Origin of the sequence: Pseudoalteromonas sp. SMS1 (assembly GCF_021530565.1) — a bacterium.
In the GTDB taxonomy this organism is placed as follows: domain Bacteria; phylum Pseudomonadota; class Gammaproteobacteria; order Enterobacterales; family Alteromonadaceae; genus Pseudoalteromonas.
Map to the genome: position 1 here is coordinate 88568 of NZ_JAKGBI010000005.1, position 18306 is coordinate 106873.

An 18306-nucleotide genomic window follows, 5' to 3' on the forward strand; every position below is an offset into this window, starting at 1 on the left:
ATGAGTGCAACATTCCCTGAATTAAATTTAGACAAGCAGCTATGCTTCAGCCTATACGCTGCATCCAGACAAGTTACGCGCTTGTATCAGCCATTGCTCAAGCGCCATGACATAACCTACCCTCAGTATATTGTGCTATTAATTTTGTGGCAAAATGATGGATTAACGGTCAAAGATATTGGTCACCAATCTCAGCTCAAAAGCAACACCCTTACCCCACTTTTAAAGCGCTTGGAGCAAAATGAGCTTGTCGTCCGTAAACGTGCGAAAGATGACGAAAGACAGTGTCACATCTTTCTGACCGACAAAGGTAAAGTACTGGAGCGTGAATGCGCTTGCATTCCAAGGGAAATGATGGACCAAACAGAGATGTCAGTGGAAAAACTGCTGCAGCTAAAAGCGCTGCTAGATGAGTTTTTATACCTTCAGGAAAAGCATGGCGAGTAATCACCCGCCATGCATTAGATGACCAACGCTACCCAATCGTTGGGTAGTCGCGATAAGCTTTCTCTAGCTTTTTCGCCTGTTTTTTCGAGACACCAACATGATTTAGTGCCACCCTCAGACGTGCTCTTGAAAGATCTGAGCCAAGGACTTCCATGGCATCAACCACTGATGTTGAAGACGTTTTACCCGTGATGGCAACGAAAATTGGTTCTAAAAACTCTTTAATCTTTAACTCATGGAACGTTGCCACACTTTTAGCGATGGCAAAAATCTCAGATTTATTCCAACTACGTAGCTTTTCTAATTCCCAAATAAAGAACTGGAGTGCTTGTGTGATCACGGCATCATCCGCTTTGCCCGCCGTCAATAGTGCAGGATCATAGTTAGGAATTCCGCCAACAAAGTGGCCCGCTAAGTCAACTAAATCAGAAAGCGTATTAATACGCGTTTTCGCTTCTGGTAAAACGCGTGACAATGTGTGTGAATTAAACTTCCAATCAACAAAACGTTGGATCAGTTCTTCGTCAGTTAAGTTTTCACGGATCCACAGACCGTTCAACCAACTTAATTTATCAACATCAAATACCGGGCCGCCAAGTGAAACACGCTTCATATCAAAGTGCTCAATCATCTCAGCCAATGTGAACTTTTCTCGTTCATCCGGCATTGACCAGCCCATGCGGCCTAAATAGTTCAATACAGCTTCTGGTAAAAAGCCCATTTCTTTGTAGTAATTGATAGAAGTCGGATTTTTACGCTTCGATAGCTTAGACTTATCAGGGTTACGAAGTAATGGCAGGTGACCCAATACCGGTGCTTCCCAACCAAGATCTTCATACAGTTTAAGTAGTTTAGGCGCTGAGTTAATCCACTCTTCACCTCGGAAGATGTGACTGATCTGCATGTGGTGATCATCGACAACATTTGCCATAAAGTAAGTTGGAAAGCCGTCTGCTTTCAACAATACTTGCATGTCGACATTTTCCCAAGGTATCTCAATTTCCCCTCGTAAGTAATCGTTAAATTTGAACGAACCTTCTTCAGGGATCATCATACGGATCACGTACGGTTTTCCAGCATCTAGATTTGCTTGTATTTCCTCTGGCGTCAAACGTAGACCACGGCCGTCATACTTAGGACGCAGCCCTTCTGCCATTTGCTCTTCGCGCATCTGATCCAGCTCTTCAGCCGTTGCAAAACAGTAAAAAGCGTTACCTTGTTCAACGAGCTGGTGCGCAAACTTTTGATAGAGCTCTGTGCGTTCAGATTGACGGTAAGGACCAAACTCTCCGCCCACATCTGGACCATGATCCCAATTTAGACCCAACCAACGCAAGCTATCCATGATTGCTTGCTCAGATTCAGCCGTACTTCTTACTTGATCGGTGTCTTCAATACGCAATACAAATTCGCCACCTTGCTGCTTAGCGAAACAGTAGTTAAACAATGCAATATAAGCGGTTCCTAAATGCGGATCACCTGTTGGTGACGGTGCAACACGTGTACGGATCGTCATGTTATTTCTCTTAAATTTTTCTCAAATATTTTAGCTTCAATGCTAGCTTTGCTTGCTATAAGGCAAGTTAATAGCATCAATAGGCGCTTTATTAAGCCGTCTGCTCTAAGCGCTGTAAGTAATTCACAATATCGCTTGATTCATATAACCAAGTTACATTGCCATGTTCTTCGATTCTTAAGCAAGGCACTTTAATTTTTCCACCTTGCTCTTGAAGCTCTTGACGATGCACTTCATTGTCTTTTGCATCGCGAGTCTCCAATTTCAGACCTTCCCGTTTTGCAGCTCGCCTTACTTTCACACAAAATGGACACGCCTTAAATTGATAAAGCTTCAGGTTTTGTGTCAATGCATCTAACTGCTGCTGCGCTTCATCCGTACGCTTCTTGCTGCGCGGGGTAAAAATAAAATCAAAAAGCAGGATAAGTCGACCAAGCAACCATCGGATCAATTTCATCAGTATTCTCCCAGTCAAAATTGCTGCTAGGATACCACAATCCTGTGTAACATACGCACAAAAGATGTGCTTAATCGTTGCTTGCTATTTGCATAATGAACGGTACAGATGGCAGTTAGAATAATTCGATGTCGGTCTCAGCCTTAGCTTGACCTGCGATGCCCAACTCTTCAAAGTCGACCACACGATTACGGCCATGTTTTTTTGCATGATAAAGTGCAAGATCCGCTTCATGTACGAGTTCCGATACCTGACAAATATCATCTAAAAGCGTAAAGCCGATACTGATGGTTAAATGGTTCACTTGAGGAAAAATGTAATGCGCTATCACTGAGCGGACACGGTCCAGCAGCCGTTGCGCTTCATGACTATCATGACTTTGAAAAAGCACGGCAAACTCTTCTCCACCGTAACGAAAAACGAAATCCTCAGCACGGAAGTTATCCTTTAACTGCTGCGCAACCAACAACAGAACTTCGTCCCCGATAACATGGCCAAAATTGTCATTTACAACTTTGAAATGATCGATATCGAACAACGCTAAGAACCAGTGTCTGATACCTTGTTGCTCACGTTCTGCGATAAATCCTTCACCGGTTGTGATCTCTATCACTTTGTCATCAAATGTCTGACGATTGAGTAGCTGTGTTAACGGATCAATTCGACTCAATGCTAACGTGTTGAGCTGATGATAGAACACATTGATTAAATGGCCCACCAAATAACACCTTGACATCGGTATCTTTTCACCAATCCACAATAACCCCATCACCGCTTTGTTTTTTCTAAGCACAATGCAGTAATGGTTATCTCCATGCAGGATTTGTTGACTCTTGAGGGTTTCAGCCCTTGCTATCAAATAATTGATATCTGGTGGGTTTGAAGCAGATGATATCGTCAAAAGCTTAAGCGACTCTTTCTCAGATAAGCTGGGAGCCAAATACATTGCAGTCGGAACACCTGGCAGCAGTGCACCCAATACATGCTCAATACGTTTGTATAGGTCGTTTTCACTACGCATTTGCAGCAAACTAATTGAGAACTCGTGTCCGCATGGCGATATATCCACACTCTAGCCTCCCAGTATCTTTACATTGTAAAGCTTAGCCCCTCATAACTAGGTTGCAACGTTATCCAATAGGACCAAGTCATCTCGATGTATCACCACATTTGCGCCTTGATACCCTAACGCTGTACTGATCTGTGCACTGTGCAGACCCTTAATACTCTGCATCTCTTTGTGATCAAAAGCGATTAACCCTTTTGCAATCACTCGCCCATTTAAATCTTTCATCTCAATTAAGTCCCCGCGACAAAACTGACCACATACATCTGTGACACCTTTCGCGAGTAAACTTGCACCTTGCGTGGTGACGGCTGCCACAGCACCGTCATCACAGATGATGGCACCATTACAGCGGGGCCCAGACAACAACCATTTTTTACGACCGTCAAGAGGCGCATTAAAACGAATGACTTTAGTACTTTTGAGAAGATCATTTTGGATATTCAGAATCACATTGGGTTCAGCGCCTTTTGCAATGACTGTTTCGATACCTGCACGCTGCGCAATTTGCGCAGCCTGTAATTTTGTCGCCATCCCACCAGTCCCCAAGGAGGTTCCAGAGCCCCCCGCTAGCGCGATGATCTCTTCGTCAATCTCATCCACACGTTCTATTAATTTAGCATCCGGATCACTACGCGGATCTGCGGTGAACAAGCCGGATTGATCCGTTAACAATAACAATCGGTCAGCATTGGCCAAGATGGCGACTAGCGCCGACAGGTTATCATTGTCGCCGACTTTGATTTCAGAAGTAGCGACCGCGTCATTCTCATTCACTATTGGCACCGCACTATGCACCAGAAGCTGATCTAACGTATCGCGTGCATTAAGGTACCGACTTCGGTCTTCGACATCAGCACGCGTTAACAGCAACTGTGCAACGGGTACATCAAATAAAGAGAACAAGCTCTGCCAAAGGTGAATCAGCTGCCCTTGACCGATGGCTGCCAACATTTGTTTTTCAGCAACGGAATTACCGACCTCTGCTTCTAACACAGATCGCCCTGCGGCAACCGCGCCACTCGAGACAATCACTACATGCCATCCTAATTTCTTAAGCTCGACACACTGACGTGCCAAATCAACTAATCGAGGTTTATTTAGGTACAAACTACCTGCGGTCAATACACTGGTTCCAAGCTTTACTACTATGACTTTACGTTTAGCCATTAAAAACATCCGCAATTACATTGTGACTATTTTTATATCATGGCAATAGACAATTGAATACTTTACAAACAAGATGAAGTAAATTTATTCAATTAAAAATGCGTCATTTACCAGTGTTCATAAATTTGCGTGCTAAAATCCGAGTACTTGAATCATATGATCAGTGTCAACTTACCACGCGATATTGCGTGTCATACTTAGACGCGGAGGTCGGTTATGAAAAAGCCAAATTACAAGAAGGAATTAATCATGTTGCCTTTACTGCTCATCAGTATTGCAATGTGTATTGGTGGGCATTTTATTTTACAGCCTAGCTATCAAGACAATCATTGGGCAGAATACAGTTTAGCCGCCTTGCCTTTCTTAATGTTTGCTGTCGTCATCATTGCTATCAAGTTGGCCATCAAAGCTGACAAAGAAGAATAACTTTAAACTCGTCGATATATGCGGGTTGCTCGACAACAGAAAAAATCAAAAATAGTAAATTCTAACCTTGATATAAGATAAAAATAATGTATCTATAATCGACTTAATAATAAATAAAAATAAGGCACAGTGTGAAAAAGTTACTTTTATTTTGGCTTTTGGCTACCAGCCATTGGTGTTACGCACAGTTTACCATCATACATAACGTAAATGGCTATACACCTACGCGCGAAGGGGCAATTAAACAGTTCTCAACCCTCGTCATCAAAGATGGCAAGGTGGTGAAAACGGGAGATGAAAGCACACTCAAACAGTATCCTCAGACCAGTCCGATTGATGGTCAAGGCTTAACGATGTTGCCTGGCCTAATCGATGCTCACGGTCATATCATCGGCTTAGGCCAAAATTTATCGCAACTGGATTTAAGAAACAGCCTGTCTGTGGGCGAAGTAGGTAAAAAACTCACCAGCTATGCACAAGAGAACCCGAAAGGTTGGATTCTGGGGCGCGGGTGGGATCAATCCAAATGGACGCCAAGCACATTTCCCACTGCCGCAGATTTAGATAAGTACGTTGCAAACCGACCCGTCGTGCTTACTCGAGTCGACGGCCACGCAATTTGGGTTAACTCCAAAGCAATGGAGCTTGCTGGTATTACGCCTACCATAACCTCTCCATCTGGTGGCGAAGTGATCAGACTACAAAGCGGCCACCCGAGTGGCATTTTCATAGACAAAGCAGAATTGCTGGTTACCAAACATATTCCATCCCCGTCGCAGCACCAAGTTAATAAAGCACTGGATGCCGCTGGCCACCATTTATTGAGTCTTGGTATCACCTCAGTGCATGACGCAGGGATTAACTATACAACGTGGCAGCTATATAAACAGCGTGCGAAACAAAAATCTCTGCCACTACGCATATATGCCATGCTAAGTGCTTCGGATGCACAGTTAAGTACCATGCTAAAAGCTGGTATCTACAAAGAGCAAAATGATTATTTATCGATTCGGAGCGTTAAGATTTATGCTGATGGCGCACTCGGTAGCCGAGGTGCCGCACTCATTGAGGACTATAAAGATCGACCAGGCTACAGAGGGTTAATGCTTGAACAACAACCTAATTTAGAAGCGTTGATAACTAAAAGTGTGAAGCATGGATTTAGTGCCCATACGCATGCAATCGGCGACCGCGCCAATCGCATCGTGTTAGACAGTTACCAAAACGTCTTTCAACAGACTGGGGGGAAGCTCCTGAGAAATCGAATTGAACATGCGCAATTGGTTGACGTGGCAGATATACCTAGGTTTAAAACGTTACAAATAATCCCTTCTATGCAACCGGTTCACGCCACCTCAGATATGCACATGGCCGAAAAACGGTTAGCACAACCTCAACTGCGAGGTGCGTATGCTTGGCAATCATTTATACAGCACGGCGTAAAAGTCGCTGCGGGTTCCGATTTTCCCGTAGAGCTTGCGAACCCCTTTGATGGGCTTTATGCCGCCATTACGCGCATGGACAAAAAGGCACAGCCTGCAGGAGGATGGAGACCTGCAGAACGTTTAACAAAACAACAGGCACTGCAAGCCTTTACCTTAGATGCGGCTTATGCTGCTTTTCAAGAGTTTAAACTGGGCAGCTTAGAGCATGGGAAATGGGCTGATTTTATCTTGCTTGATCAAGACTATTTTAAAGCCGATATAGACGCGCTTTTAAACACTCAGGTACAGCAAACCTGGATTGCAGGAGAGCGCAAGTTTGTGCGCCCTTAGTCTTTACTTTTGAGTAGTTTAATCAAATGATAAATGTTGACCAGCGCGAGTAAACCGTTGGTCAATACGACAGGCCAAGCACTGATCATTGCGCCATACACGGTAAAGCAGATACAACCAGCCAAGTTAAACCAACGTAGTTTGGTCACATTGGTCATCATCAATGAAACAACTAAGAATACGGATGCGAGATAACCTAAATACTCCCAAGTCATTTGTTCTCTCCTCTCAGTTGGGTTAGCATTAAATATAGCGACTACAGTAACCAGTTAAGACTCCTTGAGTTAGGGCCTTAATGTGTGTGATCACATCGTTTTACGATAGGCTGTTACTTTAATCTACTCAGCACTCGAACAATCGAATGCGTTAGATCTTAGTTCACAGAATTACAATTGATAAAATACTTATCGCGTTAAGGAATCAATGCGACTAAAACTCACAAAGAAGTAACGCGCATAGCACTTGAATAACGTCGTTCATGCTATCTTTATAATAATTTAATAAATAGGACAATTGTCCGAGAGCTAACCAGATGTTCCAATATCATTTTTCAACCACTTTGGTAGAGCAACTATTAAGTTTTGCTGGCAACAGCTTTCAACATCGCAAAAAAGAGATTTTGATCCATCAAGACGAGCCGTTGAGCAAACTCATTTTGGTAAGAAATGGCACGGTATCATTTAGCTATGATGTCGGGAATGGCAGACGCTTACTTCTCGGGCAACTAGACTGCAACAATACACTAATTGGCGAAATTGAAGCTCTGAACAATCAACCTTGTATATATACAGTGAGTTGTTTGAGTGATGTTCAATATAATCTCATCGAACTAAAACATTGGCGCCAACTTCTACTTGAACAACCCGAGTTAAGTCTCTATACCGCACAGACTATTGCAGCTAAATTTACCGAGAACCAAAAAATCAATCTGGATAAACTGCTCTTGCCTCTTAGCTATAATATTGCGAAAGATTGCCTTTTGAGAGCTGAAAATAGTCACCCAACTTTACTTCGCGCCTACTCGACAGTAAGCGCTGAAGCAGAAAGGTTTGCAACCACAGAGAGGGCCTACAGAAGGGTTGTTAGTGAGCTCGTAGAAAAAGGTCTTATCGAGAGAACTAGCGCAGGCTTAAAACCCATAAATTTGGGGCTTTTAAGCGATTTTGTCGATAGTTTTTCGCAAATTTAATGACTGCAATATTATTGTTTTTTTAACATTTTAAAGCTCAGATCCCAATTTGAGATCAATGTGTTATTATTAAAAGTGAATTTTTGGATAAAGTTAGAACTGTTCACTTGACGAACATTTAATGTACGCTTATCCTCTAATCACTAATTTGCGTGCAGGGCAAGGTTGTCTTACATCTGCAATTGATTAGTTTTAAACTCTCAGTTTACTTGTATTTAAAGGAAAAGGTAAAAATCATGGGAAATAAAAATTTCAAGCTAACTAAACTTGCCCTAGCGTTGGGTGTAACAGTGAGTTTAGCTGGCTGTTTTAGCGACAATGACAACGATGTAACTGTAACTCCGCCAGATCCAGATCCGGGCACAATTACAGTTCCTTCACCGGATACCCCTGCAGCACTTTCATCATACGTTTCTGTAACTGTTACTGACAGTGCGACAGGCAATGTAGTAGACAATGCAACTGTGACATTTTTTGAAAACGGTGCAGCATCTACAAACGTAACTGATTTAGACGGCGCGGACATCGCTTCACAAACATCGGCTGACGGCGCATTTGCATTCAAGACTAAAGACGGTGTTACATCTTTAACACTAGCAGTGTCTGCTGCTGATTACCTTGATGGCTCAGCGGTTGTTGCCCTAAGCGGCGATGCAAGCGCAGTAAATGTGGCTGTTAACCTAGTAAGCAAAGCAAACCTAGCTGTAGCATCACAGGCGGATTTAGCAACAGCAGAAGGTAAACTTGCTGCTGCACTTTCTGTTGAAGCTGATTCAGCGAACGGTGGCGCGAAGCTTGATATCCCAACAACCGTAACTTTACAAGACGCTGACGGTAATGCGATTACAGGCGCTGTATCTGTTGAAGTTGCAACTGCTGACCTATCTGCAGAAGCAGGTAAAGCAAGCGCAGCAAGCATCATTCCAGCAGGTCTAAATGCAGGCAACACGACTAACGTACTTGTTCCAGCTGGTATCGTAACTGTTAACATTTCTGCAGGCGACACTGCGGTTAAGCAGCTTTCTGAAGCCGTTACTTTAACAACTAACTTCCCAGAGACTTACAAAAAGTCTGATGGCACTGACCTAGCTCAAAATGACGCGTTCGACGTATATGCTTACGACGAAACAAAAGCATCTTGGAGCAAACTAGACTCACAAGCTGTTGTGGCTGCAAAGTCTGGTACAGTTTTCCCAGCAAGCTTCGAAACAACGCACTTCTCAAGCTTCGTACCTGTTGAAACAGTGACTGGCTGTTCTGAAGAAATTTCATTTGCGTTCACTGGTGATGCCGTGCCAGCTTCTGGTTTAAACATGAAGATCGTATCAAGCGCAATTGATAAGACTAAGATTGTAAACAGTGCATCAGGCGTTTTATATGCTCAAGGTACAGCGGGTGCAGCAGGTATCACATCTTCAGCAACTGCTGACGTTCAGGTATCAGATGCAAACGGTAACGTTTGGGGCACAGCTTCTAACGTAGCACTTTGTAACAACAGCGCAACACAAGCAGACATCGAAATTGCTCTTGAAGCGCCTGTAACTTACGTAAACCAAGACTTCAGCCTAACTTACACGTGTAGTAACACTGACCAACCTACGAACCAATTAGCGTTCACTGGTGCACTAGTTCGTTACAACCAAGAAGGTAAAGCACCTCTAATTGCAGCTGAAACAGATGGTACATACGCACTAACAGGTCTAGTTTCTGGTGCAACATATGAAGTATCAGTAATCCCAGTAGGGGTAGATGTAGGCGACGCATCGCTAACTGTACCTACATTCACTGCGGCAGCTGGTGAAGCAGTATCGTTCAATGTTGGACGTAGCAACTGTCAGACTAGCACAGTGACTGGTAGCGGTAGCTAATTATTAAGTAAACTGAACATAAAAGCTGCGATAAATCGCAGCTTTTTTTTTGTATATTCGACACGTCTCTTTTTATCTTGAATGAAGGCTTTAATAGATGTGGCCTCTTCTACATTGTCTATGCCCTTAAACTTTCCGAAGTACGGATACAAAGCTATATTGGTGACTTTTGAAACCATCTGTACACTAAAATACAGCGATATAATCATGAAGATTGGCGCTGCCTGAACGTACCGTAAGTTCTACATAGCAAATTATGCTCACTGAAATACCAAAGTACTTACTGTAAGACCCAAATGTTAAGTGGATGACGATCACTTCAAACCATCTGCACACTACAATACAGCGAAGATTGGCGCTGCCAGAACGAAACATAAGCTCAACATAGCAAATTATGTGAACTGATATACCAAAGTGGTTACTTTAAGATCCAAACGCTAGATGAATGGCAATCATTGGGAGCTGCGAAGTGGTTTGAGGGCGAGTCTTTGCTAGGTGGCAATTGCCCTCATGAAATCCATTGGTGCTGAAAACTCAGAGTAGTACGTAAAACCTCAGAACAGCTGATAAAAATGACGACCAAGCCGAACTGAGGAAATAACATTTCAAATATGCAGCCTATTTGTAGGTTAAGTAAGCCTCTCTTAATCTCTGCAAATTACTATAAACATAATCAACAGACGTACGGCCTTGATTGAAGAAAGTTCTATCTAAAGACACTGACGTCTGAGGCATGTAAGCTTGCTGGTACACTAAGTAATTATTGGATTCACCAATTTTAGTTCCAACCTGATGTCTCCAAGCGTGGTTCCCTTTAACTTGTCCAAACTGAGTAACATTCATACTCTTACGCTTCGACAAAGGTATACTGATTGCGATACCAGCTAGTTGCGCATTGGTCTCTTCACCATATAGTGCAACATAGCTGTCACCAAACCAAAAACGCGTTTCAACTCTAACACCACTGTCTTTTCGCCAGAACTTGCCGCCAGTTACATGGAATGTAATATCTTTCTCGGCCCAATTATATTGATACCCAAGTGTGTGGTAATCCCTATCAGAGTCATAATCTTTGTAGTCAAAGAAGCCATAAATATTTGTGAATTTATGATTCCCATCGGGACTCACCCAAGCTGTTTCATTGATGATACCAGTGTACTTATGATGTTCTTTGAAATAACCAATTTTTGTTTGGTTATATATCCCCCAAGGTAATTGGAAGGTCTGATAGAAAAAAGCGTTATTAATACCATTGTCTTCAGATCGCCCATCAAACGCTTGACCATTTTCAAAATCTGAGCTCTCAGAAACGACTGTCTGCGCAGAAACATTGAAACCGCCCCCTTTCCACATTGGCACGGTGATATCGGCTTTCAAAGCCAGTGAGTAGTCGAAAACACCTAATTCAGTAGCGTGTGTCGAACTCAATTCAGGACTTAACGTTAATCGCGGTTTAAAATATGGCTGATTTGCACTTTCTAGCCCAACCCAAGATACACCGCCTACACTAGGCATCACTCCCATCTTGACACTTAATCTGGGGCTCTCACTGTGGGAGATAAACCTACCATAACTCACCACATCTCCTGAAACAGACAGCATCGGTAAACCGTGGTTCTTTAGTTGTATAACGAACTGAGCTTGGGAGTCCTCAAATAGCGTTGTGATTCTACCTGCAACTAAGCCAAGTGCATCGATTTCATTTCGGTTAAATACCGAGTTTTCAAACGAAACAACGACGACAGGCTGCTGATTAAAGCCAACTCGAACTGATTCAAAACCATCCGCAATTAACATGTTTCTCAACTTTCGAGCAGCTTTATTCATGCTTGCTTTTGCTGCCACTTTTTCATTGGCCGCAGCAACTTCTGTATGTGTGTGCAACGTCTTACTGGCGCGTTCGGAAGGGGGAGCAGTTATCGCACCTTGATTATTGGTTATTACCGGAGCGGGGGCGGCCAATATTCTCTTCTTGCCATTTTGGTACTCATCTGAAAATGGCGCTTTAAAATTCACCCCCCAATATATGTCATCTTCAGAATGGTCCGTATTACTGTAAAATCGACTTGTGAGGGTAAGTTCACCTAAATCAAATAACCATTCTTTTGGCACCGTGAAACGTGCTGCCGCATTCACAGCCTCTGCATCATACTCCACCTGCAGCGCAAACCAGTCTAATGGCAACCACTCAACCCCACCAAATGCGCCATCCATCATGCCTGTAACATGATCGCTGGTCGCTAACCCGACAGAAAAGCGAAAATCCTCCCACTCCTTTGATGCCACGGCAAAGTAAGTTTCATATTTATTGGATGAACCTCCAATATCTTTGGCGCCAAGACTCAAACTAAACCAATCTTTTGGTACCCAAGGTATCCTGTATTTTGCATTAAAGGATAAGTCTCTTATTTGTTTTCCTTCAGCTTCCGAGTTTGGGTCAAAAAGATTGTCGTTCATGCTATTAGACGCGGAGAAACCACTGACTTCTAACCCATCGAATATACCTGCTGAAAAGGCAATATTATGCCCATCGACATAATTAACACCTGCAAAATCAAGCATGTTGTTGTAGCCAATATCCCAATTTCCACGCTCTAAAACTTCAGCGTTTGATGTGTTTATCAGCCCAGTAAAACCTGTAAAAGTACGGTATGTGTCCAGGTGCTCTTCAGAAGCAAAACTTGGTGCAGCAACTACCGCAAAACTAGATATAAATAAGGGAATAAATTTAGACATGTTCCAAGGTCCAAGGGGTTATTATTTATTGTTAATAAACGTATTAAGTAAGTTAATCCATAAAGTGTGACACGTATAAAAGGTTAAAGTAGCCAATATCAAACTGTGGCTTTCAGCCCCTAATACAAACACAAGGCTTATTGGTAAGAATAAGCCTTGTGATACAAAATCTCTTTTTCAATATTCTGTTGGCAACATTATTTATATAGGTACCCGATATTAGAGACACCTTTATTTAAAACTAACAACATTTCGCTCATCAAATGAAATATGCTCTTTTTTAGCGTTCCATACCAAATCACAAATACCATCTGTAGGATTAAACCCTGTCGGGGCATCCAACAGTAGCTGTCTTATTTTTTCATGTTCAAAGTTATGACAAGCAGTGTCTAATTCATCTAAGAAAACGTTCAACTCAGGTAGCGGCAGCATCACCTCTTTCGCAGTCATTATCCGCTGGTGGCTTGTTTGTTCGACATTGTCCCCAATCAACAGCTCCTCATAAAGCTTCTCGCCAGGTCGAAGGCCCGTACACTGGATTTCAATGTCACCGTGTGGGTTTGACTCATTCTTGATTTCCAACCCAGATAAATGAATCATTTTTGTCGCGAGATCCTTTATTTTGACGGACTCACCCATATCAAGCACGAATACGTCTCCACCCTTACCCATTGCACCAGCTTGTATGACTAACTGCGCAGCTTCGGGAATAGTCATGAAGAAACGAGTAATCTCAGGGTGAGTAAGCGTGATCGGTCCTCCTTCTTTAATTTGTCGACGAAATAGAGGAACCACTGAACCAGATGAACCAAGTACATTCCCAAATCGCACCATACAAAAGCGCGTATTATGTTTGCCTTTTTCTTTATTCTGAGCCAACCCTTGCAGACACAATTCCGCCATCCGTTTTGACGTTCCCATGACATTAGTTGGTCTGACCGCTTTATCAGTGCTCACTAGCACAAAAGTTTCGACCTTCGCGTTAATTGCGGCCTTTGCAGAATAATAGGTACCAAAAACATTATTACGTACCCCCTCCACCACGTTATGCTCAACCAAAGGAACATGTTTATACGCAGCGGCGTGATAGACCGTATGAACACCAAAAGCGAGCATACACGTTTCGAGTCGGTTAATATGTTGAACAGAGCCCATAATAGGGATGAGCTCAATATCAAGCCCCTTTTCATTGATCACTTCACTCAGCTCTTTTTCAATTGAGTAAAGCGCAAACTCCGTCAGTTCAAACAACACAAGTTTAGATGGACCGTGCTTAATAATTTGGCGGCATAACTCTGAGCCAATAGACCCTCCGGCGCCAGTCACCATAACAGACTTGCCTTTAATATTGGCATTTAAGAGCTCTTGTTTAGGCTCAACAGGATCTCTTCCTAACAAATCTTCAATTTCAACATCTTTAATTTCATCAAGCGTCGCTCTTCCCTCAACCACGTCAGCCATACCAGGAATTGTCATTACCTCTACAGGCAAATTTTCAAGTTGAGCCAGAATTTCTTTGCGTCGTACTCGACTCTCGCTCGGCATAGCTAAGAGTATTTTTCTAACTCTTTTACGCTCAATCAAACTGAAAATCCCTTCAAATGCGATGACAGGGATCCCTTGTAGAATAGCGCCTTGCTTTGATTTATCATCATCAATAAAAGCGCTTACATAATATTCTTCGCCGGCACCAATTGCAGGGGCTAATTGCCTTCCGGCAGAGCCTGCACCATATATAACGACAGGGGTTTTATTGACCGTTGCTAGCCTGCCCACCATTGCTCGAACCATAATTCGAGAGCCACCAACAGACAAAATAAGCAGCCATGCATAAATAACCGGCATAGTTCTAGGAATAGTGACTTGAGTAAAAAATGAGGCAACTACCAATACAATTGTACTGATAACAGTACCAATGACAATTGCGCCAACAGCATGGGCGCCGACAAATCTTAGCACCGCTCGATATAGCCCCAAATTAATAAAAGCTAACAAACTCGCTGGTAATACTAAGGCTAGAAGAAGCCAGTTTTTGCTCTCGAAAAAAGGCGTCAAGCTATCAAGCCTTACAATAAGTGCGAGCCAAAAAGCACTAAAAATAAAGATAGAATCAATAAATAGCGTAATAAGTCGCTTTTTTGAACGAGACGTATTTAGAAGAGTTCGGAACCAACTATCCACTGTAAATCCTTGAGAAAACAAATTTCAATCGCTTAGATTGATGATTTAGTTATAGAATACAAATATACACAAAATTTAAACAACTGTCATTTTGGATCTTCGACTTACTTTCACGAAGATCGAGGTGAACAGCTTTCATAAAAACTATCTAACTCATTAATAAAGCTATTTATATCACACTTTTCTAACTCGTTAATTCCACCAGCAGCGGCACGCCCCCCTCCGGTAGAAAATTTTGAACATATGTCAACGGCCCCCTGTTTATTATTCAATGGCGCCCTGACACTGACGGTAAAACTACCTTGTTGATTGTGAGAGACGACAGCATGTGCTCTATTGGGTGACTGATTTGCCATCATATTGCCCAACACACCGCTCACCCTTCTTGCCCACGGCGCGTCTTCTAGTATGATGACCTTTGAAAAGCGACTCTCATACAAAACCTCTGCTTTGGCAGCCAACGCCATATCTCGCTTATACGCCTCTTTTAGCGTATGGAAAATAGAACCTTGTTGCTCAATGACCTCAAATGGGCTTTCATAGTCCAATAATTCATGAAGCAAGTGTTCTGGAGTAAAGTGCAGCTCTGCTATGTCACTTCCATAACCGTTATAGTTTATGTATGTACCAAGCTCTTGTAACTGCGCTTTCTGATATTCAGACAAACCGAGTGAATTAGCTTCTCTGTTCGCTCTCTCGATCAAGTTATCACCATAAGCAGCTGTAATTGCCCACAAATGATACTTTTTATCAAGCAAATCACTAATAATTAAACTAGTGCAAACATCGGGAGCAGTATCAATATGCGGATATAGATTGACATGCTTAGGTATCACGCCCGCTTTATGGTGATCAGCATAAAATACACGTGCTCCAACACTTAAAGCATCATGTAAATAAGGCATGTTTTTATCCATCGAAATATCAAATACTCTAAGTAAATCACCTTCTTCAGGTGTCACTTTCTTCATTAATTGAATATCTCGTTTCACACCCGTGATCTTGACGGTGTCAACAGGATTAGCCAGCTGCATTTGCAATACTGCAATAATACCATCTGCATCACCATTAAAAATATCGTACTTCATTCTGGGCTCAACTTACTGTTCACGCTTTATAATATTATTTTGAAAAAGGTATGAAATAACCTGCTCGACACTTTCATTTATTGATTGCTCTGCAGTTTTCAGATGCACCTCAGGTAAAGAGGGTGCTTCATAGGTTGAGCTTATCCCTGTAAAGTTAGCAATTTCACCTGCGCGAGCTTTCTTATATAGCCCTTTGGGATCACGGCTTTCGCATACCGCTAGAGGCGTATCCACAAAAACCTCTATAAACTCTCCCTGTGGTAATAAGTTTCGAGCTTGATCTCTGTCTTTTTGAAACGGGCTAATGAAAGCAGTTGATACAATGATACCCGCATCGACAAATAATTTGGCAACTTCACTAATTCGACGGATATTTTCAACCCGATCTTCATCGCTAAAAGATAGCCCTTTGTTCAAGCCATGGCGTACATTATCACCATCGAGTAAGTACGTGTGACACCCTAATTCAAATAACTTTGCTTCAACCGCATTCGCGATTGTTGATTTCCCAGAGCCACTCAGACCTGTGTACCACAAAACAACAGAGCGATGCCCCTTCAAAGCTTGCTTTTTTGAACGTGAAACAGTTTGTTCATGCCATACAATATTCTCATTATTCATATTTCTACGTACTTTACCTAAACATTAAAAAGGGAAAAAATGTGGTAATACCGTAAGCACAGTTATGCCATAGGTTAACGATACGGGAATACCAAATTTGATGAAGTCAAATAGCTTGTAGCTACCTGCATTATAAACCATAAGATTTGTTTGATAACCATATGGGCTAATGAAACTACCACTTGCAGCAAAAGCAACGGCTAACACAAATGGGTATACACTGACATTCAGGCCAATGGCGGTTGAATATGCGATGGGAAAGACCAAAGCCGCAGCGGCATTATTCGTAATCAACTCTGTGAGTAATAAAGTGATTAAGAACACAGCAATAAGTGCAATATAAGGACTTTGGTCTGCTAAACTACTTTTTGCTATTTCAGAAATAAGTAACGTGACTCCTGTCGCTTCCAAAGCAGATGCTAGGCTCAGCGCACTGACCACTATAACCCAAAGCTCAATAGGAAATCTGCGCTTAACTTCGTTGACTGACAGACATTTACACAGTATGAGTGAGGCTAGGTAAAATAGAAAGCATTTAAATAGTGGCACATCAAATAACACCGATGATGTAATTGCACCTAAGAATCCCCATAATGTAAATTGCTCTTTCAGTCCAGTAATCATATCGTCGGCTGTCACACCGCTGAGTATAAAAAAGTTTTTACTCAAATTGGTCCGTTTTGCAAAATCATGCCCCACTGCTAGAACCAAAAAATCACCGCTTTGAATCGTGATATCACCAAGCTTACCACTTAGTTTCTCACCGTCTCTGCGTATTGCAACTACGGCAGCATCAAAACGAGCACGAAAGCCTGCGCTCTTCAAAGTTTTACCAACAACAGCGGCACCGGGTTTAATAACCACTTCGGTCAAATTCTGCTGCAATAGACCGTCTTGTTCAGCATACAACTTTAATCCTTTGTATTGTCGCAGGCTTAGTACTTTGGTGATGTCCCCAGAAAAAATGAGTTTATCACATGGCGCAATGACATCCGTCGGAGACACCGGGCTAATCAAACGACCATCGCGGATAATTTCAACTAAAAACAATGAATCGAGACTACGTAACCCATTTTGCTCAATGGTCTTTCCCACCATTGGGGAATTCGATTCAATAAATGCTTCAACGAAATAACTTTCTGAAAACGCTTTATGATGCACTTGTCCCTTTAATGCCGGTAAGCGCAGTACTAAAACACAAAGACAAGCGAATAACGCAATTAACCCCACAGGTAAGAAATCAAAAAAGTGAAAGCCTGCATCCCCTTTTTCTAATAGCATGGAGTTTATAATTAAATTGGTTGAGGTCCCCACCAAAGTAAGCGTCCCGCCTAGAATTGCTACATAGGACAGAGGGAGCAACAACTTGTTAGGAGGGATCAATTTATTCTTTTTCACAGGACTGATCAGCGTTGCAATAACGGCTGTATTATTCAAAAAAGCAGAAGACAATGCGGTTGCAGAAAAAAGCTTGAAGTATGATTTTGAAATTGAGCCATTAAAGAGCATGCTCGCTAATTTGCGTAAAAAACTCGTGCGCTCCAACGCAAAACTGCACAACACCAGCAACATCAGAGTGAGCACCCCCTGATTAACGGCATTCGACAATAGCTGCTCTGTCGTGATTAGATTGGTGCCTAGACAAGCCAAACAAGCAAAAGCGAAAACCCGCTCTGGCTTTTTTTGATATTTAAATAACGAGAAAATAGTTGCTATAAAAATAGCAACTATTATCAATTGATGACTATCCATGAATACAATATAAA

General features: G+C 42.3%; 15 protein-coding genes. 5 read left to right on the forward strand and 10 right to left on the reverse strand.

What is annotated here, in order from left to right; all coding sequences use genetic code 11:
• Positions 1-447 carry a MarR family winged helix-turn-helix transcriptional regulator gene (locus tag L1286_RS07860; RefSeq protein ID WP_235406350.1) on the forward strand — a complete coding sequence of 149 codons (447 nt, stop codon included), beginning with the start codon at positions 1-3 and terminating at the stop codon, positions 445-447.
• A 28-nt stretch (positions 448-475) separates the two neighbouring features.
• Here the strand turns inward: L1286_RS07860 and gltX are convergent, their stop codons facing one another.
• The 4 genes from gltX to proB all read right to left on the reverse strand — a co-directional run bounded on the left by gltX (position 476) and on the right by proB (position 4656).
• On the reverse strand, positions 476-1963 hold the full coding sequence (gene gltX, locus L1286_RS07865; RefSeq protein WP_235406351.1) for a glutamate--tRNA ligase: 1488 nt from the start codon (positions 1961-1963) through the stop codon (positions 476-478).
• A gap of 91 nt (positions 1964-2054) precedes the next feature.
• Positions 2055-2420: a glutaredoxin family protein gene (locus L1286_RS07870; RefSeq protein WP_235406352.1), complete on the reverse strand. Its 366-nt coding sequence runs from the start codon at positions 2418-2420 to the stop codon at positions 2055-2057.
• A 115-nt stretch (positions 2421-2535) separates the two neighbouring features.
• A complete protein-coding gene (locus L1286_RS07875) occupies positions 2536-3489 on the reverse strand; it encodes a GGDEF domain-containing protein (RefSeq protein WP_235406353.1) in 954 nt (317 codons plus the stop codon).
• A gap of 48 nt (positions 3490-3537) precedes the next feature.
• On the reverse strand, positions 3538-4656 hold the full coding sequence (proB, locus tag L1286_RS07880; RefSeq protein ID WP_235406354.1) for a glutamate 5-kinase: 1119 nt from the start codon (positions 4654-4656) through the stop codon (positions 3538-3540).
• Positions 4657-4872: 216 nt separating this feature from the next.
• On the opposite strand from proB, the gene L1286_RS07885 reads away from it, so the two are divergent.
• Together L1286_RS07885 and L1286_RS07890 are read left to right on the forward strand one after the other, a co-directional pair.
• Complete coding sequence (locus L1286_RS07885; RefSeq protein ID WP_235406355.1) at positions 4873-5082, forward strand: hypothetical protein; 210 nt, start codon at positions 4873-4875, stop codon at positions 5080-5082.
• A 131-nt stretch (positions 5083-5213) separates the two neighbouring features.
• Complete coding sequence (locus L1286_RS07890) at positions 5214-6857, forward strand: amidohydrolase (protein WP_235406356.1); 1644 nt, start codon at positions 5214-5216, stop codon at positions 6855-6857.
• Here the strand turns inward: L1286_RS07890 and L1286_RS07895 are convergent.
• The gene (locus tag L1286_RS07895; RefSeq protein ID WP_235406357.1) at positions 6854-7072 is read right to left on the reverse strand and encodes a YgjV family protein; all 219 of its coding nucleotides are present in this window, start codon (positions 7070-7072) and stop codon (positions 6854-6856) included. The genes L1286_RS07890 and L1286_RS07895 overlap by 4 nt on opposite strands.
• A gap of 317 nt (positions 7073-7389) precedes the next feature.
• Between L1286_RS07895 and L1286_RS07900 the strand changes: the two genes are divergently transcribed.
• Together L1286_RS07900 and L1286_RS07905 are read left to right on the forward strand one after the other, a co-directional pair.
• The gene (locus L1286_RS07900; protein ID WP_235406358.1) at positions 7390-8046 is read left to right on the forward strand and encodes a Crp/Fnr family transcriptional regulator; all 657 of its coding nucleotides are present in this window, start codon (positions 7390-7392) and stop codon (positions 8044-8046) included.
• Between the two features lie 236 nt (positions 8047-8282).
• Entirely contained in the window at positions 8283-9914 is a 1632-nt protein-coding gene (locus L1286_RS07905; RefSeq protein WP_235406359.1) for a hypothetical protein, read from the forward strand.
• A 618-nt stretch (positions 9915-10532) separates the two neighbouring features.
• On the opposite strand, the gene L1286_RS07910 is transcribed toward L1286_RS07905, so the two are convergent.
• The 5 genes from L1286_RS07910 to L1286_RS07930 all read right to left on the reverse strand — a co-directional run bounded on the left by L1286_RS07910 (position 10533) and on the right by L1286_RS07930 (position 18292).
• On the reverse strand, positions 10533-12650 hold the full coding sequence (locus L1286_RS07910; RefSeq protein WP_235406360.1) for a YjbH domain-containing protein: 2118 nt from the start codon (positions 12648-12650) through the stop codon (positions 10533-10535).
• A gap of 231 nt (positions 12651-12881) precedes the next feature.
• Positions 12882-14831, reverse strand: coding sequence for a polysaccharide biosynthesis protein (locus tag L1286_RS07915; RefSeq protein ID WP_235406361.1), 1950 nt, complete (start codon positions 14829-14831; stop codon positions 12882-12884).
• A gap of 110 nt (positions 14832-14941) precedes the next feature.
• A complete protein-coding gene (locus L1286_RS07920; RefSeq protein ID WP_235406362.1) occupies positions 14942-15919 on the reverse strand; it encodes a DHH family phosphoesterase in 978 nt (325 codons plus the stop codon).
• Positions 15920-15931: 12 nt separating this feature from the next.
• Positions 15932-16540: an adenylyl-sulfate kinase gene (gene cysC, locus L1286_RS07925; RefSeq protein ID WP_235406363.1), complete on the reverse strand. Its 609-nt coding sequence runs from the start codon at positions 16538-16540 to the stop codon at positions 15932-15934.
• A 24-nt stretch (positions 16541-16564) separates the two neighbouring features.
• On the reverse strand, positions 16565-18292 hold the full coding sequence (locus L1286_RS07930; RefSeq protein WP_235406364.1) for an SLC13 family permease: 1728 nt from the start codon (positions 18290-18292) through the stop codon (positions 16565-16567).
• Between the last annotated feature and the right edge of the window lie 14 nt (positions 18293-18306).